Source organism: Pseudomonas sp. TWR2-1-1, assembly GCF_049897045.1.
GTDB lineage: Bacteria > Pseudomonadota > Gammaproteobacteria > Pseudomonadales > Pseudomonadaceae > Aquipseudomonas > Aquipseudomonas versuta.
Genome location: NZ_JAFCVM010000005.1, coordinates 402409 through 426827 on the forward strand (window position 1 = coordinate 402409; position 24419 = coordinate 426827).

24 protein-coding genes are annotated in these 24419 nt (G+C 58.7%); 14 read left to right on the plus strand and 10 right to left on the minus strand.

What is annotated here, in order from left to right; genetic code table 11:
* Positions 1-39: 39 nt before the first annotated feature.
* From ACP7BO_RS15500 to ACP7BO_RS15535, 8 genes are all read left to right on the plus strand, one after another.
* Entirely contained in the window at positions 40-1323 is a 1284-nt protein-coding gene (locus ACP7BO_RS15500; RefSeq protein ID WP_426211259.1) for an NAD(P)/FAD-dependent oxidoreductase, read from the plus strand.
* 362 nt (positions 1324-1685) lie between these two features.
* Positions 1686-2822: a branched-chain amino acid ABC transporter substrate-binding protein gene (locus ACP7BO_RS15505; protein ID WP_060695730.1), complete on the plus strand. Its 1137-nt coding sequence runs from the start codon at positions 1686-1688 to the stop codon at positions 2820-2822.
* Between the two features lie 189 nt (positions 2823-3011).
* Positions 3012-3926, plus strand: a complete 915-nt coding sequence (locus tag ACP7BO_RS15510; protein WP_003439067.1) for an ABC transporter permease subunit — start codon at positions 3012-3014, stop codon at positions 3924-3926.
* Positions 3927-3928: 2 nt separating this feature from the next.
* On the plus strand, positions 3929-5212 hold the full coding sequence (gene livM / locus ACP7BO_RS15515) for a high-affinity branched-chain amino acid ABC transporter permease LivM (RefSeq protein ID WP_060695726.1): 1284 nt from the start codon (positions 3929-3931) through the stop codon (positions 5210-5212).
* Positions 5209-6099: an ABC transporter ATP-binding protein gene (locus ACP7BO_RS15520; RefSeq protein ID WP_426211262.1), complete on the plus strand. Its 891-nt coding sequence runs from the start codon at positions 5209-5211 to the stop codon at positions 6097-6099. The genes livM and ACP7BO_RS15520 overlap by 4 nt, the downstream gene beginning before the upstream one ends.
* Entirely contained in the window at positions 6096-6812 is a 717-nt protein-coding gene (locus ACP7BO_RS15525) for an ABC transporter ATP-binding protein (protein WP_060695722.1), read from the plus strand. Before ACP7BO_RS15520 ends, ACP7BO_RS15525 begins: the two co-directional genes overlap by 4 nt.
* Positions 6813-7604: 792 nt before the next feature.
* On the plus strand, positions 7605-8372 hold the full coding sequence (locus tag ACP7BO_RS15530; RefSeq protein ID WP_060695720.1) for an SDR family oxidoreductase: 768 nt from the start codon (positions 7605-7607) through the stop codon (positions 8370-8372).
* 70 nt (positions 8373-8442) lie between these two features.
* Positions 8443-9348, plus strand: a complete 906-nt coding sequence (locus tag ACP7BO_RS15535) for a cation diffusion facilitator family transporter (protein ID WP_060695717.1) — start codon at positions 8443-8445, stop codon at positions 9346-9348.
* Positions 9349-9437: 89 nt separating this feature from the next.
* Here ACP7BO_RS15535 and ACP7BO_RS15540 read toward each other — a convergent pair whose 3' ends face one another.
* The 6 genes from ACP7BO_RS15540 to ACP7BO_RS15565 form a co-directional block, all read right to left on the minus strand.
* A complete protein-coding gene (locus ACP7BO_RS15540; RefSeq protein WP_426211265.1) occupies positions 9438-10568 on the minus strand; it encodes an AGE family epimerase/isomerase in 1131 nt (376 codons plus the stop codon).
* A 137-nt stretch (positions 10569-10705) separates the two neighbouring features.
* Positions 10706-11317, minus strand: coding sequence for an urease accessory protein UreG (gene ureG / locus ACP7BO_RS15545; protein ID WP_060695715.1), 612 nt, complete (start codon positions 11315-11317; stop codon positions 10706-10708).
* Positions 11318-11326: 9 nt separating this feature from the next.
* A complete protein-coding gene (locus ACP7BO_RS15550; protein WP_397455031.1) occupies positions 11327-12001 on the minus strand; it encodes an urease accessory protein UreF in 675 nt (224 codons plus the stop codon).
* Positions 11998-12498, minus strand: coding sequence for an urease accessory protein UreE (gene ureE, locus ACP7BO_RS15555; RefSeq protein ID WP_060695711.1), 501 nt, complete (start codon positions 12496-12498; stop codon positions 11998-12000). The genes ACP7BO_RS15550 and ureE overlap by 4 nt, the downstream gene beginning before the upstream one ends.
* Positions 12499-12658: 160 nt before the next feature.
* Complete coding sequence (locus ACP7BO_RS15560) at positions 12659-13291, minus strand: TetR family transcriptional regulator (protein ID WP_003439093.1); 633 nt, start codon at positions 13289-13291, stop codon at positions 12659-12661.
* Positions 13292-13477: 186 nt separating this feature from the next.
* A complete protein-coding gene (locus tag ACP7BO_RS15565; RefSeq protein WP_397455030.1) occupies positions 13478-13753 on the minus strand; it encodes a hypothetical protein in 276 nt (91 codons plus the stop codon).
* A 275-nt stretch (positions 13754-14028) separates the two neighbouring features.
* Between ACP7BO_RS15565 and ACP7BO_RS15570 the strand changes: the two genes are divergently transcribed.
* Positions 14029-16095 carry an AsmA family protein gene (locus ACP7BO_RS15570; RefSeq protein ID WP_397455029.1) on the plus strand — a complete coding sequence of 689 codons (2067 nt, stop codon included), beginning with the start codon at positions 14029-14031 and terminating at the stop codon, positions 16093-16095.
* A 146-nt stretch (positions 16096-16241) separates the two neighbouring features.
* On the opposite strand, the gene ACP7BO_RS15575 is transcribed toward ACP7BO_RS15570, so the two are convergent.
* Both ACP7BO_RS15575 and ACP7BO_RS15580 read right to left on the minus strand, forming a co-directional pair.
* Positions 16242-16772: a ferritin-like domain-containing protein gene (locus ACP7BO_RS15575; RefSeq protein WP_003439105.1), complete on the minus strand. Its 531-nt coding sequence runs from the start codon at positions 16770-16772 to the stop codon at positions 16242-16244.
* Positions 16773-16858: 86 nt separating this feature from the next.
* A complete protein-coding gene (locus ACP7BO_RS15580; RefSeq protein ID WP_397455028.1) occupies positions 16859-17746 on the minus strand; it encodes a DMT family transporter in 888 nt (295 codons plus the stop codon).
* Positions 17747-17843: 97 nt separating this feature from the next.
* On the opposite strand from ACP7BO_RS15580, the gene ACP7BO_RS15585 reads away from it, so the two are divergent.
* The 3 genes from ACP7BO_RS15585 (at position 17844) to ACP7BO_RS15595 (ending at position 20155) form a co-directional block, all read left to right on the plus strand.
* Positions 17844-18632 (plus strand): AraC family transcriptional regulator, encoded by a 789-nt coding sequence (locus tag ACP7BO_RS15585; protein WP_397455027.1) that lies wholly within the window; start codon positions 17844-17846, stop codon positions 18630-18632.
* A 64-nt stretch (positions 18633-18696) separates the two neighbouring features.
* Complete coding sequence (locus tag ACP7BO_RS15590; protein ID WP_060695701.1) at positions 18697-18987, plus strand: PsiF family protein; 291 nt, start codon at positions 18697-18699, stop codon at positions 18985-18987.
* A 157-nt stretch (positions 18988-19144) separates the two neighbouring features.
* A complete protein-coding gene (locus ACP7BO_RS15595; protein WP_060695699.1) occupies positions 19145-20155 on the plus strand; it encodes an AI-2E family transporter in 1011 nt (336 codons plus the stop codon).
* 176 nt (positions 20156-20331) lie between these two features.
* Here the strand turns inward: ACP7BO_RS15595 and ACP7BO_RS15600 are convergent, their stop codons facing one another.
* Positions 20332-21597: an Hsp70 family protein gene (locus tag ACP7BO_RS15600; RefSeq protein ID WP_073509438.1), complete on the minus strand. Its 1266-nt coding sequence runs from the start codon at positions 21595-21597 to the stop codon at positions 20332-20334.
* A gap of 281 nt (positions 21598-21878) precedes the next feature.
* Between ACP7BO_RS15600 and cbpA the strand changes: the two genes are divergently transcribed.
* Positions 21879-22790: a curved DNA-binding protein gene (gene cbpA, locus ACP7BO_RS15605; protein WP_397455026.1), complete on the plus strand. Its 912-nt coding sequence runs from the start codon at positions 21879-21881 to the stop codon at positions 22788-22790.
* Positions 22791-22792: 2 nt separating this feature from the next.
* Positions 22793-23101, plus strand: a complete 309-nt coding sequence (locus tag ACP7BO_RS15610) for a chaperone modulator CbpM (RefSeq protein ID WP_060695693.1) — start codon at positions 22793-22795, stop codon at positions 23099-23101.
* A 119-nt stretch (positions 23102-23220) separates the two neighbouring features.
* Here ACP7BO_RS15610 and ACP7BO_RS15615 read toward each other — a convergent pair whose 3' ends face one another.
* On the minus strand, positions 23221-24354 hold the full coding sequence (locus tag ACP7BO_RS15615) for a sensor histidine kinase (protein WP_426211271.1): 1134 nt from the start codon (positions 24352-24354) through the stop codon (positions 23221-23223).
* Positions 24355-24419 lie beyond the last annotated feature (65 nt).

Genomic DNA, 24419 nt, shown 5'->3' on the forward strand with positions numbered 1-24419 from the left:
AAATGCAACACCGTTGGGTTTCATCTCTGGAGCTTGGCAATGCCTTTACTCGAACAATGTCTGTGGGAAAACCTGACGCCACAACGTCCTCAGTCGCCAGCCTTCAAGGGCGAACTGAGCGTTGATGTGTGTGTGATTGGTGCCGGTATCACCGGCTTGTCTGCCGCCATTCACCTGCTTGAGCAGGGCAAAAGCGTCTGTGTGCTCGAGGCTCATCGCACCGGGCACGGCGGTTCGGGGCGTAACGTGGGGCTGGTCAATGCCGGGATGTGGATCCCTCCGGACGAGATCGAAGCCGGTTTCGGCGAAGCGGTGGGCAGTCAGCTCAACCGCATGCTCGGTGCTGCCCCGGCACTGGTCTTCAGCCTGGTCGACAAATACCGCATCGACTGCCAACTGCGCCGTGAAGGTACGCTGCACATGGCTCACAACGCCCGTGGCGAAGCGGACCTGCGCAGTCGCGAGCAACAGTGGAAGCGTCGGGGCGCACCTGTGCAACTGCTTACCGGGGCGGCCTGCGCCGAAGCGACCGGCACCCCGAAAATAGCGGCTGCCTTGCTCGACAGGCGTGCAGGCACACTCAACCCAATGGCCTACACCTCGGGCCTGGCCAAGGCCGCCAGTGACCTGGGCGGCCGTTTATTTGATCACTCCGCCGTGACCGGGCTGGAGCGCCAAGGCCAGCGCTGGTCGGTGCAAACCGCTCAGGGCGCGGTGAGTGCCGAGCAAGTGGTGCTGGCCTCCAATGCCTACACCGAGGGTGAATGGACTGACTTGCGACGCAACTTTTTCCCCGGTTATTACTACCAGGTGGCCTCCAGACCGCTGACCGATGGCAGCGCCGACCGCATCTTGCCCGGCGGGCAGGGCTCATGGGACACCCGTCAGGTATTGAGCAGTATCCGCCGTGACGCCGAAGGCCGTTTGTTGCTGGGCAGCCTGGGCAACGGCAATCAAAAACCGGCCTGGTTTCTAAAAGCCTGGGCCGATCGCGTGCAGCAACACTACTTCCCGTACCTCAAAGGGGTGGAGTGGGAATGCACCTGGACCGGCTGCATCGCCTTTACCCCTGATCATTTGATGCGTCTGTTCGAGCCCGCGCCCGGTTTGGTGGCAGTAACCGGGTACAACGGCCGGGGCGTGACCACCGGCACCGTGGTGGGTAAAGCATTTGCCGATTACCTGTGTAACGGCGATGCCCAAGCCCTGCCGATACCCTTTGCGCCGATGCGGCCGCTGTCTGGCACGGGGCTGCGCAGTTGCCTGTACGAAGCCGGGTTTTCGCTGTACCACGCCGGTCAATGCTTGCGGATTGTCATCTGACAACGTTTTTCATCCTCCCTGACGCATTTGCCCCGGCGGCGACCAGCCTCTGATGGTGCGGCCTGTAGCAGTCGTGCACCGGGAGTGTGCAGTTAGGTGACGCGGGTGGTTACAGAGTGGTTGCCCGGTGCTGGGCAACCCGGTTGCAACACTTGTCGTTTCAGGTATCACCAGCCCATCAAAAACGGTTTCACCTTCCTCGGTCTAGACGGTTGCACGCCCAATGAAAATGGGCTCAAAACAGTCGATATAACAATAAGACAACGGCTTTTTTAAGAATAAAAAACCAATGGCACGCGCCTTGCTCTGAGCTTCACGTGAAGTCGAAGTGCCATCTAATAAAACCTCAGGAGCACCACCTCATGTCGCAGACGTTCTACAAGAAAGGTTTTCTGGCCCTCGCAGTAGCAGCAGCGTTGGGTGTTTCTTCGTTTGTTCAGGCTGATGTGAAAATCGGTGTGGCGGGCCCGATGACCGGTGCCAATGCTGCATTTGGCGAGCAGTACATGAAGGGTGCGCAGGCGGCTGCGGATGCAATCAACAAGGCAGGCGGGATTAACGGCGAGCAAATCAAGCTGGTGGCGGGCGACGATGCCTGTGAGCCCAAGCAGGCTGTAGCGGTTGCCAACCGTTTGGTCGATCAGGACAAGGTCATCGGGGTTGTAGGTCACTTCTGTTCTTCGAACACCATCCCGGCGTCGGATGTGTATGCCGATGCCGGTGTCATCATGATTACGCCGGGCTCGACCAACCCGCAGGTTACCGAGCGCAAGCTGGACGCGGTGTTCCGTATGTGCGGGCGCGATGACCAGCAGGGCATCGTGGCGGGCGACTACATTGTCGACGTGCTCAAGGGCAAGAAAGTCGCCGTTATCAACGACAAGGACACCTACGGTAAAGGTCTGGCCGATGCCACCAGCGCCCAACTGACCAAGCGCGGCGTGAAGCCGATCCTGGAAGAAGGGCTTACCCGTGGCGAAAAAGACTTCAGTGCCCTGGTAACCAAAATCCGTTCGCTGGGAGCCGATGTGGTGTATTTCGGTGGCCTGCATCCGGAAGCGGGGCCTCTGGTGCGTCAACTGCGTGAGGCCGGCCTCAAGGATGTGAAGTTCATGTCCGATGATGGTGTTGTAACCGACGAACTGGTGGCCACCGCAGGCGGCCCGCAGTATGTCGATGGTGTGTACATGACCTTCGGCGCCGACCCGCGCCTGCTACCGGACAGTAAGGCGGTGGTTGAGCAGTTCCGTAAAGCCGGCACCGAGCCGGAAGGCTACACCCTGTACGCCTACGCCTCGGTACAGGCCCTGGCAGATGCCTTCAACGGCGCCAAGTCCAACAAGGGCGAAGACGCTGCCAAGTGGCTCAAGGCCCACCCGGTAGAAACCGTGATGGGCAAGAAGGAATGGGACGCCAAAGGCGACCTCAAAGTCTCTGACTACGTGGTTTACCAGTGGGACAAGGACGGCAAGTATCACCAGCTGGAAAAACAGAAGTGAGATAAGCCGCTCTGCCTTCTTCTGTAGGAGCGAGCGTGCTCGCGAGCTGTTAAAGATCGCGAGCACGCTCGCTCCTACGGACAAAGGGCATCAGGCATGTCTGCATCACCTGTCTTCTTTTCCAGGAGCCGCGCAAACCGTGCCTTGCAGGCACGTTTGTGCAATGGCTCAAGTGCGTGAGATTGCGTTATGGACGGTATATTCCTACAGCAACTGCTGAACGGCCTGACCCTCGGGTCTGTTTACGGCCTGATTGCCATCGGCTACACAATGGTCTACGGCATCATCGGCATGATCAACTTCGCCCACGGCGAGGTGTACATGATCTCCGCTTACCTCGCGGCGATCAGTCTGGCTCTGTTGGCATACTTCGGCGTTGAGTCTTTCCCGCTGCTGATGTTGGGCACCCTGGTCTTCACCGTCATAGTGACTGGCGTGTATGGCTGGGTGATCGAACGCGTGGCGTACAAACCCCTGCGAAACTCCACACGGCTGGCGCCGCTGATCAGCGCCATCGGTATTTCCCTGATCCTGCAGAACTATGTGCAAATTGCCCAGGGCTCGCGCCAGCAAGGCGTCCCGACACTGCTCAGTGGTTCCTGGCGCGTCGATATCGGCACCGGCTTTGTCCAGCTGACCTACACCAAAGTCTTCATTCTGATCGCGGCCTTCGCGGGCATGGGCCTGCTGACCTACATCATCAAATACACCAAGCTGGGGCGCATGTGCCGTGCGACCCAACAAGACCGCAAGATGGCGTCGATCCTGGGAATCAACACCGATCGGGTGATTTCCTACGTGTTCGTAATAGGTGCTGCCATGGCCGCGCTGGCCGGGGTGCTGATTACCATGAACTACGGCACGTTCGACTTTTACGCCGGCTTCATTATCGGGATCAAGGCCTTCACGGCTGCGGTACTCGGCGGGATCGGATCGTTGCCCGGCGCCATGCTCGGCGGGATCATCCTGGGTATTTCCGAGTCGCTTTTTGCTGGCCTGGTTAACTCCGATTACAAAGATGTGTTCAGTTTCTCACTGCTGGTGCTGATTCTGATTTTCCGTCCCCAAGGCCTGCTGGGTCGTCCTCTCGTGGCGAAGGTGTAAGTATGTCTGCAGCCATTAATAAACCGGTTGATATCAAGAAAAGCGTCGTTGACTCGATCCTTGCCGGGTTGATCTCATTGATTGTGTTTGGACCCATCGTCGGCGTAGTGCTCGACGGTTACAGCTTTAACCTGCAACCGGCGCGGGTCGGCTGGCTGGTTGCGATCGTGATGGTGGGGCGCTTCGTTCTCAGCCTGTTCCTGCAAACGGGCAGGGGCCTGAAAATCCTTCAGGGGTTCGAGTCCACCGGCTCCGGCGTGCACGTGCTGCCACCGGATTACAAGTCACGACTGCGCTGGATCGTGCCGCTGCTGATCGTGATTGCCATCGTTTTTCCGTTCTTCGCCAACAAGTACATCCTGACGGTGGTCATCCTCGGCCTGATCTACGTGTTGCTGGGGCTGGGGCTCAACATCGTGGTCGGCCTGGCGGGTCTGCTCGACCTGGGCTACGTGGCGTTCTATGCCATCGGTGCCTACGGTCTGGCTCTGGGTTATCAGTATCTGGGCCTGGGTTTCTGGTCGGTGTTGCCGCTGGCGGCCATTGCGGCGGCGATGGCCGGGTGCATTCTCGGGTTCCCGGTGTTGCGAATGCATGGTGATTACCTGGCCATCGTGACTTTGGGCTTCGGTGAAATCATTCGGCTGGTGCTCAACAACTGGCTCTCCTTTACCGGTGGCCCCAACGGCATGCCGGTGCCATCGCCGACGTTTTTCGGCCTAGAGTTCGGTCGTGTGGCCAAGGATGGCGGGGTGCCGTTTCATCAGTTCTTCGGTCTGGACTACAACCCCAATATCAAATTCCTGTTTATCTACATTGTGCTGTTTCTGGTGGTGTTGCTGGTGCTGTACATCAAGCACCGCCTGACTCGCATGCCGATCGGGCGCGCCTGGGAAGCATTGCGTGAAGACGAAATCGCCTGTCGCTCCATGGGCCTGAATCACGTGCTGGTCAAACTTTCCGCCTTCACCCTCGGTGCCTCGACGGCGGGCCTGGCCGGTGTGTTTTTTGCCAGCTATCAAGGGTTCGTCAACCCGTCTTCGTTCACGTTCTTTGAGTCGGCGCTGATCCTCGCCATTGTGGTGCTCGGCGGTATGGGCTCGACAGTGGGGGTGGTGATCGCGGCATTTGTCCTGACGGTGGCGCCGGAACTGTTGCGCAGTTTTGCCGAGTACCGGGTGCTGTTGTTTGGCGTATTGATGGTGTTGATGATGATCTGGCGGCCGCGGGGCCTGATTCGGGTCAGTCGTGTCGGGGTCAAGCCACGTAAGGGAGTCGCGCCATGAAAGAACTCTCCACGAATGATGATGTAGTGCTCTCGGTCGACAAGCTCATGATGCACTTCGGCGGGATCAAGGCCCTGAGCGATGTCAGCTTGCAGGTCAAGCGCAACTCGATCTTTGCCCTGATCGGCCCTAACGGGGCGGGGAAAACCACGGTGTTCAACTGTCTGACCGGGTTTTATAAAGCCAGCGGCGGCAGGATCGAACTCAATGCCCGTGGCACGCGCACCAATGTCATCAAGCTGCTGGGCGAGCCGTTCAGGCTGACTGACTTTATCTCGCCCAAAGCCTTTGCCAGCCGCCTGTTCTACAAGATGTTCGGGGGTACCCATCTGGTCAACCGGGCAGGGCTGGCGCGGACTTTCCAGAACATTCGTCTGTTCAAGGAAATGTCCGTGCTGGAAAACCTGCTGGTGGCCCAGCACATGTGGGTCAACCGCAACATGCTGGCGGGCATCCTCAACACCAAGGGCTACCGCAAGGCCGAAAGCGATGCGCTGGACCATGCGTTTTACTGGCTGGAGGTCGTCGACCTGGAGGGCTGCGCCAACCGTCTGGCCGGGGAGTTGTCTTACGGCCAGCAGCGGCGCCTGGAAATTGCCAGGGCCATGTGCACGCGCCCGCAAATCATCTGCCTCGACGAACCGGCGGCAGGGCTTAACCCGCAAGAAACCGAGGCGCTCAGTGCGATGATTCGCCTGCTGCGTGACGACCACGACTTGACCGTGGTGCTGATCGAACACGACATGGGGATGGTCATGAGTATTTCTGATCACATCGTGGTGCTCGACCACGGCAACGTGATCGCACAGGGCGGGCCGGAAACCATTCGCAACGACCCGAAAGTGATCGCGGCCTACCTTGGCGCAGATGAAGAGGAGCTGATATGACGGGCACGATCCTCGAACTCAAGGAACTGGACGTTCACTACGGGCCGATCCAGGCCCTGAAGAAAGTCTCGATGCACATCGAAGAAGGTGAAACCGTGAGCCTGATCGGCTCCAACGGCGCGGGCAAGTCCACGCTGCTGATGTCAATTTTCGGCCAGCCACGGGCCAGCGGCGGGCAGATCCTCTATCAGGGGGTGGACATCACACAGAAGTCTTCGCACTACATTGCTTCCAACGGTATCGCCCAATCGCCGGAAGGTCGCCGCGTTTTCCCGGACATGACGGTGGAGGAAAACCTGCTGATGGGCACCATCCCCATCGGGGACAAGCACGTCGACGAAGACATGCAGCGCATGTTTGAACTGTTCCCGCGGCTCAAGGAGCGGCGCAATCAGCGGGCAATGACCATGTCGGGCGGCGAGCAGCAAATGCTCGCCATTGCCCGGGCCCTGATGAGCCGTCCTAAGCTGCTGTTGCTGGACGAACCCAGCCTGGGGCTGGCGCCGATCGTGGTGAAGCAGATTTTCGCGACCTTGCGTGAACTGGCCTCCACGGGCATGACCATCTTTCTGGTCGAGCAAAACGCCAACCACGCCCTGCGCCTGTCGGACCGCGCTTACGTGATGGTCAACGGCGAAATCCGTCTGACCGGTACCGGCAAGGAACTGTTAAGCAACGAAGAAGTACGCAATGCGTATTTAGGCGGGCACTAAACCGTTCACCCTGTACCCGTAGGAGCGAGCTTGCTCGCGAGCTCTTTGAAAATCTCGCGGGCAAGCTTGCTCCTACAATTCTCACAGCCCCTTTGCAGGGGCTTTTTGCTTTCTCAGAGCGCCTTTTTGAAATTGTGGAAAACAATATTCCGACCTTGCCAAAGCGCGACATAAAGCCGCTGTAAATAGCTGTTTTGTCATCATTTTGACTTGTCCCCGTTTGCTGTGGAGGTGGCTGTGGGTAACGTGGGAGTAGTTGGCTGCAGGCCTTTGTTTTCGGGGCTTGCGTGGGTGTGGTTGTTTTTTGATCAGTGGTTTTTACCTGGCTTGCTGCAGGATTTGTCAACAGATTTGTTCAGTTATTAACATAGTCCTTAGTCGATAACTAACCTGTGGATAAGTCTGTGGTTAAACTCTGGAAAGAATGCTCGGAGCTACGTAATTACTGGCCTCTGGCTATCTAAGAGGTTTTACCGGGTTGCACCTTTTTGGGGCGCCTGCATGTTGGCTGTGTTGCGGTCAAGTTAAAAACTCTTGAGTAAGTGCTCAAGCCCTTGTGGTTAGAGGCTTCGAGCATTTTAGAGTTGCCCCCAAAGACTGTGGACGGGCCTGTGGATAACATGAGCGTATATGGCTCAAGCCCTTACGTGGCATGGCCTGCAAGGGGTTGATCGTTTTTTGTACAGGCGTGGCCCGCAACCATGTGCCCGCTTGCCGCCCAATCGCAGTCGGGGCATTCTGCTCCCCGTCTTATTCAACGGCGGCCGATGCCCGCCAGCCAAGGAGAACACGATGACTTCCACCCTGTTTATTACGGGCGCGACTTCCGGATTTGGTGAGGCCTGCGCACGCAAGTTTGCGCAAGCAGGCTGGAAGCTGGTGCTGACCGGTCGCCGTAAAGAGCGTCTGGATGCACTGTGTGCGGAACTGTCCACCCAGACCGAAGTGCATGGCCTGGTCGTGGATGTACGTGACCGCAAGGCAATGGAAGAGGCAATTGCCAATTTGCCACCGTCGTTCAGCAAGCTGCGCGGACTTATCAACAATGCGGGCCTGGCGCTGGGCACCGACCCGGCGCCCAAGTGCGACCTCGACGATTGGGAAACCATGGTCGATACCAACATCAAGGGGCTGCTCTACACCACGCGCCTGCTGTTACCCCGTCTGATTGCCTACGGCCGCGGTGCGGGCATCGTCAATCTGGGTTCCATCGCCGGCAGCTATCCGTACCCGGGCAGCCATGTGTACGGCGGCACCAAAGCCTTCGTTAAACAGTTTTCCCTGAACTTGCGTTGCGACTTGCAGGGCACGGGCGTGCGGGTCAGCAACGTTGAGCCGGGTCTGTGCGAAAGCGAATTCTCGATGGTGCGCTTTGGCGGCGACAAGGCACGCTATGACGCCACCTACCAAGGGGCTGAGCCGATCCAGCCGCAAGACATCGCCGACACGATTTTCTGGGTACTCAATACCCCGGCCCACATCAATATTAATCGCCTGGAACTGATGCCCGTCACGCAGTCCTGGAGCGGTTTTGCCATCGAGCGCCATGCCAAGGAGTAAACTCACCCCTGGCAGCCCATTAGCGACCTCTTGAGGGGGTCGCATTCAACCGGGCTGAAAAGGAGTTTTTGTGAGTAACCGTGGTGAGCAGAACCTGCTCAAACAATCGACCATTCTTATGTTCGCGGTGGCCATTGCCGGCATCGTGACAGGCGTCATTTCGGGTTCCCAATCCATCTTGTTCGATGGATTTTTCTCTTTGATCGCGACCTTTATCAAAGTACTGATGCTGATTACGGCACAGCTGATCGCCAAGGAAAGCAATCAGCGGTTCCAGTTCGGCTTCTGGCACCTTGAGCCCATGGTCTTGTTGATCGAAGGCAGTTTCCTGTTTTTGATTGCGATCTACGCCTTTCTCAATGGCGTGTTCGGCATTATCAATGGCGGGCGCGATATTGAACTGGGTCTGGTGATCGTCTACGCGGCGGTGTTTACCGTGATCGAGTTCGCGTATTACTTCTGGGTCCGGCGTAAAAACCGCAAGCTTAAATCAACCCTGATCCAGTTCGACAACATCAGTTGGCTGGTGGACGCCATGCTCTCGGTGGGGCTGTTGATAAGTTTTGTCACGGCGCTGATTTTGAAACAGCAGGGTTATGCACAGTGGGCGGCCTATGTTGACCCGGCGATCCTGATTTTGCTGGCTTTCAGCATGCTGGCGCCCTCGTTCAAAATTCTCAGGCCGGCCTTGCGCGACGTCCTGGGTATCGCCCCGGACAAGCTCGATGACAAGGTGCGTGAGGTGCTCGAAGACATCTCGGCGCGCCATGGCTTTGAGGGCTACAAAACCTATGTGCAAAAGCATGGGCGGGCGCGCTTTATCGAGATTCACATTGTGCTGCCGGCGGGTTACCCGCTGACCGGTATCAAGACTCTGGACGCGATTCGTGAAGAAATCTCAGGCATGTTGGGCGCCGCTGACAGCGCCCGCTGGCTGACCATCTGCTTCACCGGCGATCGCAAGTGGATTGCCTGACCCTTTAGGAGCGAGCTTGCTTGCGAGATTTTCCCGTGAACATATGGAAAGAGCTCGCGAGCAAGCTCGCTCCTACAGCAAGCTCGCTCCTACAAAAATTGCGCCAGGCCGCTGTAGCAGGTGGCCAGGTGATACGGGGTCGTCGAAGGCATGTCCTGGCGGCTCACATCACCTGCCGCATCACGGCATTCATACCAGCCGCCCGCATGTAAAAAGTTCTGCTGCAGCGCCTGCAATTGGCGTTGCAGACGGGGCAGGGGGGTAGGGCGCAAGGTCAGGGCGCGCAGGTACTCGGCCTGGGCCCAGATGCGCTGGGTGCCATCACGCAGCGTGCCATCCGGGGCCAGCATGCCGCAGACCGCCCCGGTCTGCGGGTCAACCCCAACCTGCTCGGCAAAGTCGAAGGCGACCGCAAGCGAGTCGTGCAACGCTGTTTGACGCAGCAGCGGCGAGGACTCCAGCAAGTAGAACCACTCAAACTGATGCCCCGGTTCAAACCAGTTATCCACAGCTCCCAGCGGCTTTTCGAGCAATGCGTTATGCACAGGCTCGATAAAGCGTTGCTGCATGCCATGGGCCAGTGCCAGCAAAGCTGTGTGTACCTGCGCATCGTCGCGGACCGACAGAGTTGCCAGAAACGCTTCGGCCAAATGCATCAACGGGTTTTGCAGCGGGCCGCTATTTAGCGTTGACCAGTCCTGGTCGAGGCTGGCTTCGTACAGGCCATTACCGTCACTGAAGCGCTCGGCGACAACTTTCAGCGCTGCATTAAGCACTGACTCCACGCAAGGCTCACGCACTTTGGCCCAGTAATGAGCGCAGGCAAAGATGATGAAGGCGTGGGTGTAGAGGTCTTTACGCGGGTCCAGCGGCGCGCCGGCGGGGTCGATGCTGTAAAACCAGCCACCGTGTACCGCGTCGTGAAAGTGGCTCTGCAGCGAGCGAAACAACATGCCCGCCCGCTCGGCGGCGCCGGGGAAGGCGGGGTCATCGATCAGGCTGGCGAATAGATACAGTTGACGGGCGCAGGCCATGGCGCGATAGCGCTGGGGCGCCAGGGGCCGGTGCTCGGGGCTGAGTGCCTCATAGGGCAGTTCCAGCTCGGCATTCCAGCCTGGGCCTTGCCAGAGCGGCACAATGACCTGGCGAAAATGCTGCTGTACCGCCGCAAACAGGGCGGTCAGTTCAAGCGGGAAGGCGGAGCTGGCTACATGGGGCATTGGCAGGCGTCGTCACGGCTGGGGCGTTTGCGCGACATGATACACCGTGATGCAAAACTCTGTAGGAGCGAGCTTGCTCGCAATCTTTTAAAGCGCCCACAAAGATCGCGAGCCAGCTCGCTCCTGCGAACAACGGGTTACGTGATCAACAGTCCCTGCTTTTCAATAAACGCCACGATGGTGTCCAGGCCGTGGCCGGTTTTTTGATTGCTGAACACAAAGGGCTTGGCGCCGCGCATGCGTCGGGTGTCGCTGTCCATCAGCTCCAGCGATGCGCCCACCAGCGGCGCGAGATCGATTTTATTGATCACCAGCAAGTCGGATTTGCAAATCCCGGGGCCGCCCTTGCGCGGCAACTTGTCCCCCGCGGAGACATCGATCACGTAGATCGTCAGGTCGGACAGTTCCGGGCTGAAGGTGGCCGACAAGTTATCCCCACCCGACTCCACCAGAATCAGATCCAGCCCGGGGAAGCGCCGGTTCAGCTGATCCACGGCTTCGAGGTTGATCGACGCATCTTCACGAATGGCCGTGTGCGGGCAGCCGCCGGTTTCAACACCGATGATCCGCTCCGGCGCCAGCGCCTCGTTGCGCACCAGAAAGTCGGCATCTTCACGGGTATAAATGTCGTTGGTGACCACCGCCAGGTTGTATTTGTCGCGCAACGCCAGGCACAGGGCCAGGGTCAGGGCAGTTTTGCCGGAGCCCACCGGGCCGCCGATACCAACGCGTAAAGGTTGTGTGTTCATTGCATTCTCCTAGGAACGGAACAGACGGCTGTACTGGCGCTCGTGGGCCATGCTCGCCAATGACAGGCCGAAAGCGGCGCTGCCCAAACGGGATAAATCGAGGGTGCTGGCGTGTTGCTGTGCCTGCTGCAGCGCCGGTGACAATTCGCTGGTCATGCGTTGAGCTGCTTGCTGGCCCAGCGGCAGGGTTTTCATCAGCACGGCCAATTGGTTCTCCAGCCAGCTCCATAACCAGGCTGCCAGCGCATCCGCCGGGCTGATGCCCCAGGCGCGGGCGGCCAGCGCCCAGCCGAGTGCCAGATGCGGCTCGGTTTGCTGTGCCAGAAACAGCCGTGCAGGCTCATCCAGCTCGGGCAAGCCCACCAGCAGTTGCTGCAGGGAGTAGCCCATTTGCCGGCTCTCCTGATGCAATTCGCGGGTATCACGACTGGCGCGGTGTTCGTCGCAAAACTGCTGCAAGGCACTCCAGTCTTCGTCGGCCGCCGCCCGGCAATGGGCGAGCAGCAACGGAGCCTCGAAGCGCGCCAGATTGAGCAGCAATTGATCACTGATCCAGCGGCTGGCAGTTGCCGGGTTACATACCCGGCCATTCTCGACGGCCATTTCCAGGCCCTGGGAATAGCTGTAGCCGCCAATCGGCAGCTGTGGGCTGGCCAGGCGCAACAGCGCCCATGCCGGATTCACAAACGCACGCCAAACTGATGCAGGCGCGGCGCGTAGTTGAAGTCTTCTTCGCCTGCGCGGGAATGGTGATGACCGCCGCCGTAGGCGCCATGCTCAGGCTGGAACGGCGCCTCAATGGCTTCGGCCTGCGCGCCCAATTGTTCCAGCATGGCCTTGAGCACGTAGTCATCGAGCAGGCGCAGCCAGCCATCGCCGACTTGCAAGGCGACATGGCGGTTGCCCAGGTGATAGGCCGCGCGGGTCAACTCAAAGGCATTGAGACAGGTCACGTGCAGCAACTTTTCGGGGCTGGCACACACCCGCACGATGCGCCCGTCCTGGGCTTGCAGAAATTCGCCGTCATGCAGGGGCGCTTGTCCGCGCTCAAGGAACAGGCCTACGTCCTCGGCGTCACTGCTGAAACAACGCAAACGGCTTTTGCTTCGGGCTTCGAAGTTGAGGTGTAACTCGGCGCTCCACACGGGGTGGGGCTGAACTCTGCGATGAATCACCAACATCGGTAGGCTTCCTGCAATTGACAATGCCTTGAACAGAGCAAGGGGCTTGCCAACCTTGGGTTGCACAACAAAGGCGAGTGATCCGGGGAAGGGGAGCGGGCAGGGGTGAGCGATAATGGTGCGCTGCGAGTGTTATGCCGCACCAACAAGGTGCGCGCTTTTACTCGGTACTGCCCAGCCCTTGCCAGTGCTTGAGGCCGATAAAGATAAAGCGCAGCTGCTGGCTGATTTTTGCCTGGGGTTGCAGGTAGTCGGGGAGCGCCTCTGCGGGCGGGTCGATGACATCGGGCAAGGCGGCAAACACACTTTTAACTACCAGATCGGCAATCACCGTGAGGCCTGCATGGTTCAAGTGCTGCAACTTGGGCTTGGACCCAAGGTCTGCCGCAAGGTCCGAGGTGATGTCTTCGCGCAACGCACCGATGGCCTGGCGAACAGGCTGAGAACCGCCGTATTGCTCGCGGGCCAGAAACAAAAACTGCGAACGGTTGGCTTGCACCACATCGAGAAAGATCCGTACCGAGGCGTTGATGACACCGCCCATGAACAGCTCGTTGTGACGCACCAGGCGAATGGTTTCGCGAAAGGTCTGACCGACTTCACTGACCAGCGCCAGGCCCAGTTGGTCCATGTCGCTGAAGTGGCGATAAAAGCCGGTAGGCACAATGCCGGCGGTTTTAGCGACTTCACGCAAGCTAAGGCTGCCAAAGCCGCGGCCCGATTCCATTAAGTGGCGGGCGGCATCCATCAGCGCAAGGCGGGTTTGTTGTTTCTGTTCGGCGCGAGGCAGCATCGGGGCTGGCATTCCAGACAAGTACAGCGGCGCACTCTAGCAAATCGGCTTTGATGACGTCGAACGGTGTGATGATCAATCCCTGTAGTCGCTGCCGAAGGCTGCGATAAGGGCTGCAGGACCTATAGCGTCTTGGGGCTGCTGTGCACCCCATCGCAGCCTGCGGCAGCGACTACAAGTATTGGCTTAGCTGGCACGTTGATTCCTTTCGGCAAGACGATCCGCGCCGCCTTCAGCCACCAGGTTGTTCTGGCGTTGAGTGCGATCGTAGCCGTCTTCAGCCACGCGGTTCTGCTGGTCCAGGGTGCGTTGTGCACCGTCTTCAGCCACAGGGTTGAGCGGTTGGCTCAAGGTGCTGGAAGCGGGTTGAGCCATAGGTGTCGGCTCATCGTCGGCAGGCATCGCAAAGGCGTTAATGGCAAACAGTGAAAGGGTAAGACCAAGCAATAATGGGCGTTTCATGAGGTGGGTGCTCCGTAGCAGTGCAATGAACTGTGTATGGAGGCAATGCTACGCTTGGATCCTGGATATCAAAGTTCATACGGCCAATGGTGATAATCAACACAATTGATTGTTCAGTCTTGAGTGCTCTGGTACGCGGCTTTCGGGCAGCTTTTTTACTAAAGTCGTACGCCGGTTAAACCTTGAGCGCTCTCAGACAGTCGTACTTTTATTAGCGTCGCAGCCCTTCATAAATGCCGCAGTTGGGACGTTCAGCCGTAATAAGGAGCCGTTACATGACACGCACCCGTAAAATCCTTGCCTGGATTGGCGGTATTTTGGTTCTGCTGGTGGTGGTTCTGGTGGTGATCCTCGCTACCTTCGACTGGAACCGGATCAAGCCCACAATCAATACCAAGGTGTCTGACATCCTCCATCGTCCCTTTGCCATTAACGGCAACCTCGCCGTGCGCTGGCAGCGTGAAGCGGACGAAGGGGGCTGGCGTGCCTGGGTGCCCTGGCCCCACGTGATTGCCGAAGACCTGACCCTGGGCAATCCCGAGTGGTCCAAGGCACCGCAAATGGCCAGCCTCAAGAAGGTTGAGCTGCGTCTGTCGCCGCTGGCGTTGCTGACGCAGACCGTGGATATCCCGCGTATCGATCTGACCGAACCCTCGGCCAGCCTTGAACGTCTGGCCGATGGCCGGGCGAACTGGACATTCACGTTCGACCCCAAAGACCCGAACGAAAAACCCTCGGACTGGACAGTGGACATAGGCGCCATTGGTTTCGACAAGGGCCATGTAACGCTTAATGACCAGACCCTGAAAACCCGTCTTGATGTACTGATTGATCCGCTGGGCAAACCCGTCCCGTTCAGCGACATCGTCGGCCAGAGCGCTGCAAAAAAAGCGCTGGAGAAAGGTAGCGCACCACAAGACTATGCCTTCGCCCTGAAGGTCAAAGGTCAGTACCACGGCCAGAGCCTCGACGGCACCGGGAAAATTGGCGGCCTGCTGGCCTTGCAGGACGCGGCCAAACCCTTCCCTTTGCAGGCGCAAGTGAGCATTGCCGACACCAAAGTCGAGCTGGCCGGCACCCTGACCGACCCGCTCCATCTGGGGGCGCTGGACCTGCGCCTGAAGTTGGCAGGCAGCAGCTTGGGCAACCTGTATCCACTGACCGGCGTAACCCTGCCTGACTCGCCGCCGTACTCAACCGATGGCCACCTGATTGCCAAACTGCATGAGCCGGACGGCGCAATCTTCACCTACGAAAACTTCAACGGCAAAATCGGTAGCAGCGATATTCATGGCAACCTGAAATACGTCGCCAGCCAGCCACGGCCCAAACTGAGCGGCGCACTGGTGTCCAATCAATTGCTGATGGCTGACCTGGCCCCGTTGATTGGCGCTGACTCCAACGCCAAGCAAAAAGCCCGTGGCGGTGACAGCAAGCAACCGGCGGGCAAAGTGCTGCCGGTTGAAGAGTTCCGCACTGAACGCTGGCGCGATATGGATGCCGATGTGGAGTTCACCGGCAAGCGCATCGTCCAGAGTGCCGAGCTGCCGTTCACTGACCTGTACACCCACGTGGTGCTGGACAATGGCGAGCTGAAACTCGAACCCCTGCGTTTCGGCGTGGCGGGCGGCAAGCTGGATGCGCAAATCAACCTCAACGGGCGCAGTACGCCGTTGCAGGGGCGGGCCAAACTCACCGCGCGCAATTTCAAGCTCAAGCAGCTGTTCCCCACCTTTGAACCGATGAAGACCAGTTTTGGTGAGCTCAATGGCGATGCCACGCTTTCGGGCACTGGCAACTCGGTGGCCAAGTTACTGGGCACGGCCAATGGCGGCTTGAAGATGATCATCAATGATGGCGCCATCAGCCGCAGCCTTATGGAAATTGCCGGCCTGAACGTCGGTAACTATGTGGTGGGCAAAATCTTTGGCGACGAAGACGTGAAGATCAACTGTGCGGCGGCAGACTTCGGGATCAAGAATGGTCTGGCCACTTCGCAGTTGTTTGTGTTTGATACCGAGAACGCGATCATCTACATCGACGGCACTGCAAACTTCGCCACCGAGCAGCTCGACCTGAAAATCACCCCCGAGTCCAAGGGCCTGCGTTTGTTCTCGTTACGCTCACCGTTGTACGTGAAAGGCACCTTTGGCAACCCTTCGGCGGGAGTAGAGGCGGTCCCGCTGCTGCTGCGCGGTGCAGGCATGGTGGCATTGGGCGTGATTGCCGGCCCGGCGGCCGGTCTGCTGGCGTTGATCGCCCCCAGTGGCGGTGAACCCAACCAGTGCGCGCCGCTGCTGCAACAGATGCAGCAGGGCAAAGTCCCGAAAACGGTGAAATAACCCATAAACCCTGTAGGAGCGAGCTTGCTCGCGAGCTTTTTAAGATCAAAAGATCGCGAGCAAGCTCGCTCCTACAGGGTTAGATTCAGACAAAAAAATGCCCGCCCTCATCTCATGAGGGCGGGCATTTGCGTTTGCGGGTCTGTTTACAGCCCTTTGAGCAGGTCCGCCATGTCATCGGCATGCTCTTCCTCTTGGGCGAGGATCTCTTCGAAGATCCGGCGTGTGGTCGGATCCTTGTCGCCGATGTACTGAATGATTTCGCGATAGCTGTCGACCGCAATGCGCTCGGCCACCAAATCTTCGTAGACCATTTCCTTCAGATTCTTGCCCGCCACGTACTGGGCGTGGGAATTCTTGGACAACAAGTCCGGGTTGAATTCAGGTTCGCCTCCCAGCTGCACAATGCGCTCGGCCAGTTTGTCGGCGTGCTCCATCTCCTGGGTGGCGTGCTCCAGGAACTCTTGCGCGGCCACGTGCGCCTTGATCCCGGTAGCCATGAAGTAGTGGCGCTTGTAGCGCAGTACGCACACCCACTCTGTGGCCAGAGATTCGTTGAGCAGGCGAAGGATCTCTTCGCGGTTAGCGCTGTAGCCTTCGGTGACGGCACCTTCCTCGACGTTCTTGCGGGCACGCTCGCGCAGGGTCTTTTTATCGGTCAATTGCATGTCGCTCATTTCTATCTCCTCACTCATCAGGTTGCCGCCTCGCTCTGCTGGCAAGATCGGTTCACAAGTTGTGAGTTCAGCGCGAGGAGAAAGTTTTATCCGATTTTGGGCGCTTTCCTTAACGGCGTGGTCCAGCGTTCCGAGAGGATCACCCCGGCCAGCGTCAGTGCGCCGCCAATCAGGTGGTAAGCATGCAATTGTTCTTTGAGTACCACCGCCGCAATCAGCGCCGTGATCAACGGCAACAGGTTGAAGAACAACGTGGTACGGCTCGGCCCCAGCACGGTGACGGCCTTCATCCAGGCCAGCGGCGCGAGCATGGAGGCCAGAATGCAGGCATACAGCACCAGCCCGATGTTGTGCACCGTGAGGCCGACTTTGGGGGACATCAGGTACAGCGGCAGCAACACCAGGATCGCCACCAGAATCTGCATGTAGAGCATTTGCAGGGGCGGCAGACGCAACTGCCATTTTTTCAGCAAGGTGCTGTAGATCGCATAAGCCAGGGTGGCAACCAGCATCATCGCGTCGCCCAGGTTAAGGCCGTGGTCGAGCAAGGCACTGAGGCTGCCGCTCGATACCACCACCAGCACCCCGATAAACGAGACTATCGCGCCGACCAAGGCTCCTGCGGTCAGGCGCTGCCCCAGGCTGATGATCGACATGGCCAGCACCATCAACGGCATCAACGACAGGATGATCCCCATGTTGGTGGCCGAGGTCCGGGCCGCCGCGTAGTAGGCCAGGCTTTGATAGATCGCCATGCCGAGCACGCCAAGGACAAAGATCTTGCCCAGGTTGGGGCGGATCACCGACCAGTTGGCGATCACCGGCTTGAGCATGAACGGGGTGAACAGCAGGCCGGCCAGCAGCCAGCGATAAAAACCGATCTCTGACGGGAAGATGGCCCCGACCGCGAGTTTGTTGATAACGGTATTGCCGGCCCAGATAAAAATGGCCAGTAGCGGGTAAGCGTATTGCATCAGGAACAACCACAGGGTTAATGAGCAGCGATTATCCGCCTGTCTGTCTGCAAGGCTATACTTCGATCCGGCCAATCTCCCCCTGTATCCAGACAGCATGCGCAAGAATCTGATCAACGTCCCCGAATTCGATGGCTTGCCGGCTCCGGTGTACTTCCGTTATGCCGAATTTGATGCCGACAGCCATGCCGCGCCCCATGTCCATGCCTGGGGTTCGCTGGACTATGTGGCCCACGGGGTAATGCGCTATGAGGTTAACGGCCAGCGCTTCATGTCGCCGCCGCAGTACGCGGTCTGGGTGCCGCCCCATACCGAGCACAGTGCCTACAACCCGCAGGCGATTGTCTATCGCTCGGTCTACCTGGATGTCGACCATTGCCAGAACTTGCCGAAAACACCCGTCACGCTGGCCATCAGCGACATCCTCAAAGCCATCCTCAGCGACTTTGCCCGGCGCGATATCAACATTCCCCGCAGCGAGTCTGACAAGAGGCTGGCCCAGGTCCTGGTTGACCAGTTGCGTCAGGCGCCGGTGCATCAATGCTATTTGCCCTACGCCAGTCATCCCGGTCTGCAGGTGGTCCTTGAGGCGCTGCAGAGCCAGCCCGGCGACAACCGGCCGCTGGGGGAGTGGGCCGGGCAGGTGCATGTCAGCGAGCGGACCCTGGCGCGACTGTTTGTACGTGAACTGGGGATGAGCTTTGGCGAGTGGCGCCAGCGTCTGCGGTTTCTGGCGGCGATTGAAGCGCTGGAGTCTGCGCGCAGCGTGCAGGATGTGGGCTTTGATCTGGGCTACAGCACGTCATCGGCATTTATTGCCATGTTCGCGCGTCAGGCCGGGTGTACGCCTGAGCAATATCGGCGCCAGGCCCGTGGAGTGATGTAACAGAGTTTGTCTACACTCCTGGGAAGTCCGCTGCCACCCGGTGCGGCTACAAGGAGAAAACTCCATGAAGATGCTGCGTATTCCTCTGCTGCTGATGGGCCTGTTGCTGTGCACCCAGGGTTTTGCGGCCACGGCCCAACAAAACAAAATGACCACCTGCAATGCCGAGGCGAGTGCCAAGACCCTCAAGGGTGATGAGCGCAAAGCGTTTATGAGCACCTGCCTTAAAGCCACTCCGGCAGCACCTGCGACCCAGCAGGAAAAAATGAAAACCTGTAACGCCACTGCCGGCACCCAGGCCCTCAAAGGAGATGCACGCAAAGCCTTTATGAGCGATTGCCTGAAGAAGAAATAATGCACCCGGCAGGAACGGGCTTGCTCGCGAAGCTGTCAGACCCAGCGCAATCGCGAGCAGCCCCGCTCTTGCAGCTGGCCTGCATCACAATTTCTAGTGCTACCCGCTGAAGGCTGGCAGACTGCCTGTCCTTTCGCGCTGCTTGTTTTGAGGCTGTATGCCATCGTTTTCTCAGCGTCACATTTTGTTTGCCAGCTACATCATCATTGCTGGCGGCCTGTTGCTGGTTTTTCCGTTGCGCCTGTTACCCAGCCTGCTGGCCGGGTTGCTGGTATTCGAACTGGTCAACATGCTTACGCCACAACTGCAGCGGCTGATTGCCGGGCGCCGTGCGCGCTGGCTGGCAGTGGCGTTGCTGGGCACGCTGGTGGTCAGCGTCCTGGCGTTGATCTTTGCCGGCGCCATCAGCTTTTTGCTGCATGAAGCAGAAAACCCCGGAGCATCGCTGAACAAATTCATGGTCGTGGTTGATCGGGCGCGCGGGCAATTGCCGCCGTTTCTGGACGGCTACCTGCCGGCCAGCGCGGCTGAATTCCGGGTGGCGATTGGCGAATGGGGCAACAAGCACCTCAGCGATCTGCAACTGGTGGGCAAAGATGCCGCGCACATGTTCGTGACGTTGCTGATCGGCATGGTGCTGGGCGCCATCATCGCGTTGCAGCGCATCCCGGATATCAGCCGTCGCAAGCCACTGTCAGCCGCGTTGTTCGACCGTTTGCACCTGCTGGTGCAGGCATTTCGCAACATCGTGTTTGCGCAGATCAAAATCGCGCTGCTCAATACCGCGTTTACCGGGATATTTCTGGCGGTGATCCTGCCGCTGTTCGGCGTGCATCTGCCGCTGACCAAAACCCTGATTGTGCTGACCTTCCTGCTGGGCTTGCTGCCTGTGATCGGCAACCTGATCTCCAACACCCTGATCACCATCGTCGGCCTGTCCCTGTCGATCTGGGTCGCGGTCGCGGCACTGGGCTATCTGATCGTTATCCACAAGCTCGAATACTTCCTCAACGCCAAGATCGTTGGCGGCCAGATCAGTGCCAAATCGTGGGAGCTATTGCTGGCGATGCTGGTATTCGAGGCAGCCTTCGGCCTGCCGGGGGTGGTGGCCGGGCCGATCTACTACGCGTATTTGAAGAGTGAACTCAAGCAGGTGGAGCTGGTTTAACGCTTAACACCAATCCTGGTAGCCGCTGGCGAAGGCACGAGACTGCGTCCGGCTGCGCAGCAGTCGTAAAAACCAGGCAACCCGGTCATTCAGAAATACCGGGGTTACCGGGTTTACGAGGCCTGCGTCCTCGGACGCAGCCTCGTTCCTTCGTCAGCTGCTACAGATGGTGTGTTCTAGCCGTAACGCTTTTTGGCTTCAATCGCCAAACCGCTGCCGATGCTGCCGAAGATGTTGCCTTCGACGTGATTGGCGTTAGGCAACATGGCCGCGACGCTCTGGCGCAACGCCGGAATACCGCTCGAACCGCCAGTGAAGAACACCGTATCCACTTGCTCGACACCCACACCTGCACTGCTGAGCAAGTCAGTCACGCTATTGCGGATGCGCTCCAGCTGGTTGTCGATGGAGGCTTCAAACAGCGCCCGGCTCAGTTCAACACTTAGCCCCGGCTCAACCCGGTCCAGCGGCACATGGCGGCTTTGGGCGTGGGTCAGTTCGATTTTGGTTTCTTCGATTTCCATCGCCAGCCAGTGACCGGCACGCTGTTCGATCAACTTGAACAAACGGTCGATCCCGCCGGTATCGACGATGTCGTAGCGCATGCTGTTCAGGGCGATCTGGGTTTTCTGTGCATACACCGAGTTGATGGTGTGCCAGGTCGCCAGGTTCATGTGATGGCTGGTGGGCATGTAGGCACCGCTTTTCATCCGGCTGCCATAGCCGAACAGCGGCATGACCCCTTGCAGGCTCAGTTGCTTGTCGAAGTCGGTTCCGCCCACGTGCACGCCGCCTGTTGCCAGGATGTCGTCCTGGCGGTGGTCCATGCCCCGGCGCTCGGGCGACAGGCGCACCAGCGAGAAGTCGGAGGTACCACCGCCGATGTCGACAATCAGCACCAGCTCTTCGCGTTCGATGGTCGACTCATAGTCGAATGCCGCGGCGATGGGTTCGTACTGGAACGAGACTTCCTTGAAGCCGATGGCACGGGCCACGTCGGTCAGGGTGTTCTCGGCTTCCTGGTCGGCCAGGGGGTCGTCATCGACGAAATACACCGGACGGCCCAGTACCACTTCTTCAAATTCACGACCGGCGGTCGCTTCAGCACGTTTTTTAAGCTGGGCGATAAACAGCCCCAGCAGGTCCTTGAACGGCATGGCCGTGCCCAGAACGCTGGTGTCGTGCTTGATCAGCTTGGAACCCAGCAGGCTCTTGAGCGAGCGCATCAGGCGGCCCTCGTAGCCTTCCAGGTACTCATGCAGCGCCAGACGACCGTACACCGGGCGGCGCTCTTCAATGTTGAAGAACACTACGGAGGGCAGGGTGATCTTGTCGTCCTCCAGCGCGATGAGGGTTTCCACGCCTGGACGCAGCCAGCCGACGGTGGAGTTGGACGTGCCAAAGTCGATACCGCAGGCACGTGCTGGAGAGGCGCTTTTCATGTCTTTCGAGTTCCGGTTAAAAAACGGCCGCGCAGTGTATGTCAGACGCTCGCAGAATCGAAGCGCGACGATTCTTTAAATCGCAGGTTTTAATCCCCTTGAAAGACTATCCTTGACCCCCAAACTTCCAGACATTGGTTTGGTGGTCTTAAGGCTGCCGATAAACTTTTGCAGCGCTGATCAGTCACACGATTGAGATCGGTCAACCCTCAGGCCGGTCAGCCAGAGCATTCTGGGTGGCTTCGAGCTGCGCGATATTGATAACGGATGGTGATCCTTACATGGACTTCAAAGACTATTACAAGATCCTGGGTGTCGAGCCCACGGCTGACGATAAGGCAATCAAGACCGCTTATCGCAAGCTCGCGCGCAAATATCACCCGGATGTGAGCAAGGAAAAGGACGCCGAAGAGAAATTCAAGGACGTCAACGAAGCGTATGAAGCACTGAAAAGTGCCGATAAACGCGCCGAATACGATGAAATGCGCAAATACGGCCAGCATGGCCAACCGTTCCAGGGGCCACCGGGCTGGCAGGGTCACTCGAGCGGCGGTTTCGAGGATCAGGGCGATTTTTCAGACTTTTTCAGCTCGATCTTCGGTTCGCGCGGTAATGGCTTCGGCGGCCAGAGCGGCCGCAGTGCGGGACGTCGCGGACAGGATGTAGAAATGGAACTGCCGATTTTCCTTGAAGAGACCCTGTCTGGCGAATCGAAGCAGATCAGCTTCCAGATTGGCGGGGCCAGCAAGACCCTGAACGTGAAAATCCCGGCCGGTGTCACCGACGGTGAACGTATTCGCCTTAAAGGGCAGGGTGGTCCGGGTGTTGGTGGCGGTGCCAATGGTGATCTATACCTGATCATTCGCTTTGCCCCGCATCCGAAGTTCGATGTGGAAGGTCATGATCTGGTCATCACTGTGCCAGTGGCGCCGTGGGAAGCTGCATTGGGCACCAAAGTGGCCGTGCCGACCCTGACCAGCAAAATCAACCTGACCATTCGCCCCGACAGCCAGAGCGGTCAACGCTTGCGCATCAAAGGACATGGCCTGGTGAACAAGCAAGGCGAGCGCGGCGATTTGTATGCCCAATTGAAAGTGGTCATGCCCAAACAGAGCGACGAGGCCACAAAAGCCCTGTGGCAAGACCTGGCCGACAAATCGGCATTCGACCCGAGAGCCCAATGGAGTAACTGATCATGAGCAGCACCCTGATCGTTCAGCTGGACATGGAAAGGTTCTGCGAAGAGGCCGGTATCCCGGCCACTTACGTGATAGAGATTGTCGAACACGGAATTATCGAACCTCAGGGCCGCACGCCGGACGTGTGGCGTTTTGACGACTACGAACTGGCCATCGCACAGCGTGCGACCAAGTTGCACAACGACCTGGAGATGGAGTGGGAAGGCGTCGCCCTGGCGCTGGACCTGATCGAGGAAGTGCAGCAATTGCGCGCCGAGAACCAGCGGCTCAAGCAGCAATTGGGACGCTTTGTCGGCGACCTGTAGCCGCCACCTCTCTGTAGGAGCGAGCTTGCTCGCGATCTTTTCAATGTGCTGTCCACCATGGCGGGCTGCACGCCAGATAGAGATCGCGAGCAAGCTCGCTCCTACAGGTTTTCTACCTGTTAGATATTTTTCGGCAACACCACGGTAAACGTCGTGCCTTCGGCTTCGGTCGAGGTCACTTCAATGCTGCCTTTGTGGGCGTCCACCACTTCCTTGACGATAAATAATCCCAGGCCAAGACTGGTGGAGGCCCCCGGTTCGCAGATGTCTTCGCTCGGGCTGCGTACCAGCGGGTCGAACAAGGTGGTCAGCGCCTCTTCTGCAATCGGAGTGCCGTTGTTGTGCACTTTGAGGGTCACGCTATCCGCGGTGCCATTGAGGGTCAGGCTTACAGCACTCTTGCTGGCGCCATGCTGCAGCGCATTGCCGATCAGGTTTTGCAACAGCTGGCCAAGGCGTCGCGGATCCCAGTGGCCTTCAACATTGCCGTTGACCTGCAAGCTCTGCTCACAGTCGGGGTGCCCGGCACGGGCCTGATCCAGTGCGGTCTGACAAGCGTGGGCCATGTTCATGGCACAGGGTTCCACAGGCAACTGGGTACCCAGGCGGCTGCGCACAAACTCCAGCAGGTCGCTGACCATCGCATGCATGTGATGGGCCCCGGTCTTGATGGCCTTCACGTAGTTCAGGGCATTGGCGTCCAGGGTGGTTTTGCGCTCCAGCATCTCGGTGGACATGCTCACCGCTTGCAGTGGCGCGCGCAGGTCATGGCCCAGAATCGCCAAAAAGATATCCCGCGAACGGTTGACCTGCTCGGCATAGGCCGCGGTGGATTCGGCCAGGGCCTCATCAATGGCCTCATTGAACCGGATCATGTCCTGGAAGTGCACTGCCAGCGGCGTTTCGAGGCTGGCGACCCACAGGCGGATCACGCAGGCGCGCAAGTGCCGGAACTCGGAGGTCATCTGCACCAGATCAAAGCCCACGGTATGGCGCAACTCGCCATGACTGGCCGCGGCAACGTCCAGGGCCGGGGTTTTTTCCACGCCTTCGCCTTCAGCCTTGGCCCGTTGTTCGCTGGCTGTTTGCGCCGTGTTCATGTCCCGCGAGGCGGCCAGCAGAATGGCCTTGGCATGATCACGCAGGGCCGCGCTGTCCATTGATTCGGCAGCCGGGGTGATGGTTTCGGCGAACTGCTCCCATTCATCGACGATACGGTCAGCGTTTTGCACGATGAACTCAGATAGGCGCATAGCCAAACCTTGCTGCGAGAGCGGTTATAAAAAGGTGTCGCATCTTAGCCCCTAATGATGGCTTT

Bases quoted from the DNA above. Each gene is read 5' to 3' on its own strand.
- ACP7BO_RS15500 (WP_426211259.1), top strand. From the start codon at position 40: ATGCCTTTACTCGAACAATGTCTGTGGGAAAACCTGACGCCACAACGT.
- ACP7BO_RS15505 (WP_060695730.1), top strand. From the start codon at position 1,686: ATGTCGCAGACGTTCTACAAGAAAGGTTTTCTGGCCCTCGCAGTAGCA.
- ACP7BO_RS15510 (WP_003439067.1), top strand. From the start codon at position 3,012: ATGGACGGTATATTCCTACAGCAACTGCTGAACGGCCTGACCCTCGGG.
- livM (WP_060695726.1), top strand. From the start codon at position 3,929: ATGTCTGCAGCCATTAATAAACCGGTTGATATCAAGAAAAGCGTCGTT.
- ACP7BO_RS15520 (WP_426211262.1), top strand. From the start codon at position 5,209: ATGAAAGAACTCTCCACGAATGATGATGTAGTGCTCTCGGTCGACAAG.
- ACP7BO_RS15525 (WP_060695722.1), top strand. From the start codon at position 6,096: ATGACGGGCACGATCCTCGAACTCAAGGAACTGGACGTTCACTACGGG.
- ACP7BO_RS15530 (WP_060695720.1), top strand. From the start codon at position 7,605: ATGACTTCCACCCTGTTTATTACGGGCGCGACTTCCGGATTTGGTGAG.
- ACP7BO_RS15540 (WP_426211265.1), bottom strand. From the start codon at position 10,568: ATGCCCCATGTAGCCAGCTCCGCCTTCCCGCTTGAACTGACCGCCCTG.
- ureG (WP_060695715.1), bottom strand. From the start codon at position 11,317: ATGAACACACAACCTTTACGCGTTGGTATCGGCGGCCCGGTGGGCTCC.
- ureE (WP_060695711.1), bottom strand. From the start codon at position 12,498: ATGTTGGTGATTCATCGCAGAGTTCAGCCCCACCCCGTGTGGAGCGCC.
- ACP7BO_RS15560 (WP_003439093.1), bottom strand. From the start codon at position 13,291: ATGCTGCCTCGCGCCGAACAGAAACAACAAACCCGCCTTGCGCTGATG.
- ACP7BO_RS15565 (WP_397455030.1), bottom strand. From the start codon at position 13,753: ATGAAACGCCCATTATTGCTTGGTCTTACCCTTTCACTGTTTGCCATT.
- ACP7BO_RS15570 (WP_397455029.1), top strand. From the start codon at position 14,029: ATGACACGCACCCGTAAAATCCTTGCCTGGATTGGCGGTATTTTGGTT.
- ACP7BO_RS15575 (WP_003439105.1), bottom strand. From the start codon at position 16,772: ATGAGCGACATGCAATTGACCGATAAAAAGACCCTGCGCGAGCGTGCC.
- ACP7BO_RS15580 (WP_397455028.1), bottom strand. From the start codon at position 17,746: ATGCAATACGCTTACCCGCTACTGGCCATTTTTATCTGGGCCGGCAAT.
- ACP7BO_RS15585 (WP_397455027.1), top strand. From the start codon at position 17,844: ATGCGCAAGAATCTGATCAACGTCCCCGAATTCGATGGCTTGCCGGCT.
- ACP7BO_RS15590 (WP_060695701.1), top strand. From the start codon at position 18,697: ATGAAGATGCTGCGTATTCCTCTGCTGCTGATGGGCCTGTTGCTGTGC.
- ACP7BO_RS15595 (WP_060695699.1), top strand. From the start codon at position 19,145: ATGCCATCGTTTTCTCAGCGTCACATTTTGTTTGCCAGCTACATCATC.
- ACP7BO_RS15600 (WP_073509438.1), bottom strand. From the start codon at position 21,597: ATGAAAAGCGCCTCTCCAGCACGTGCCTGCGGTATCGACTTTGGCACG.
- cbpA (WP_397455026.1), top strand. From the start codon at position 21,879: ATGGACTTCAAAGACTATTACAAGATCCTGGGTGTCGAGCCCACGGCT.
- ACP7BO_RS15610 (WP_060695693.1), top strand. From the start codon at position 22,793: ATGAGCAGCACCCTGATCGTTCAGCTGGACATGGAAAGGTTCTGCGAA.
- ACP7BO_RS15615 (WP_426211271.1), bottom strand. From the start codon at position 24,354: ATGCGCCTATCTGAGTTCATCGTGCAAAACGCTGACCGTATCGTCGAT.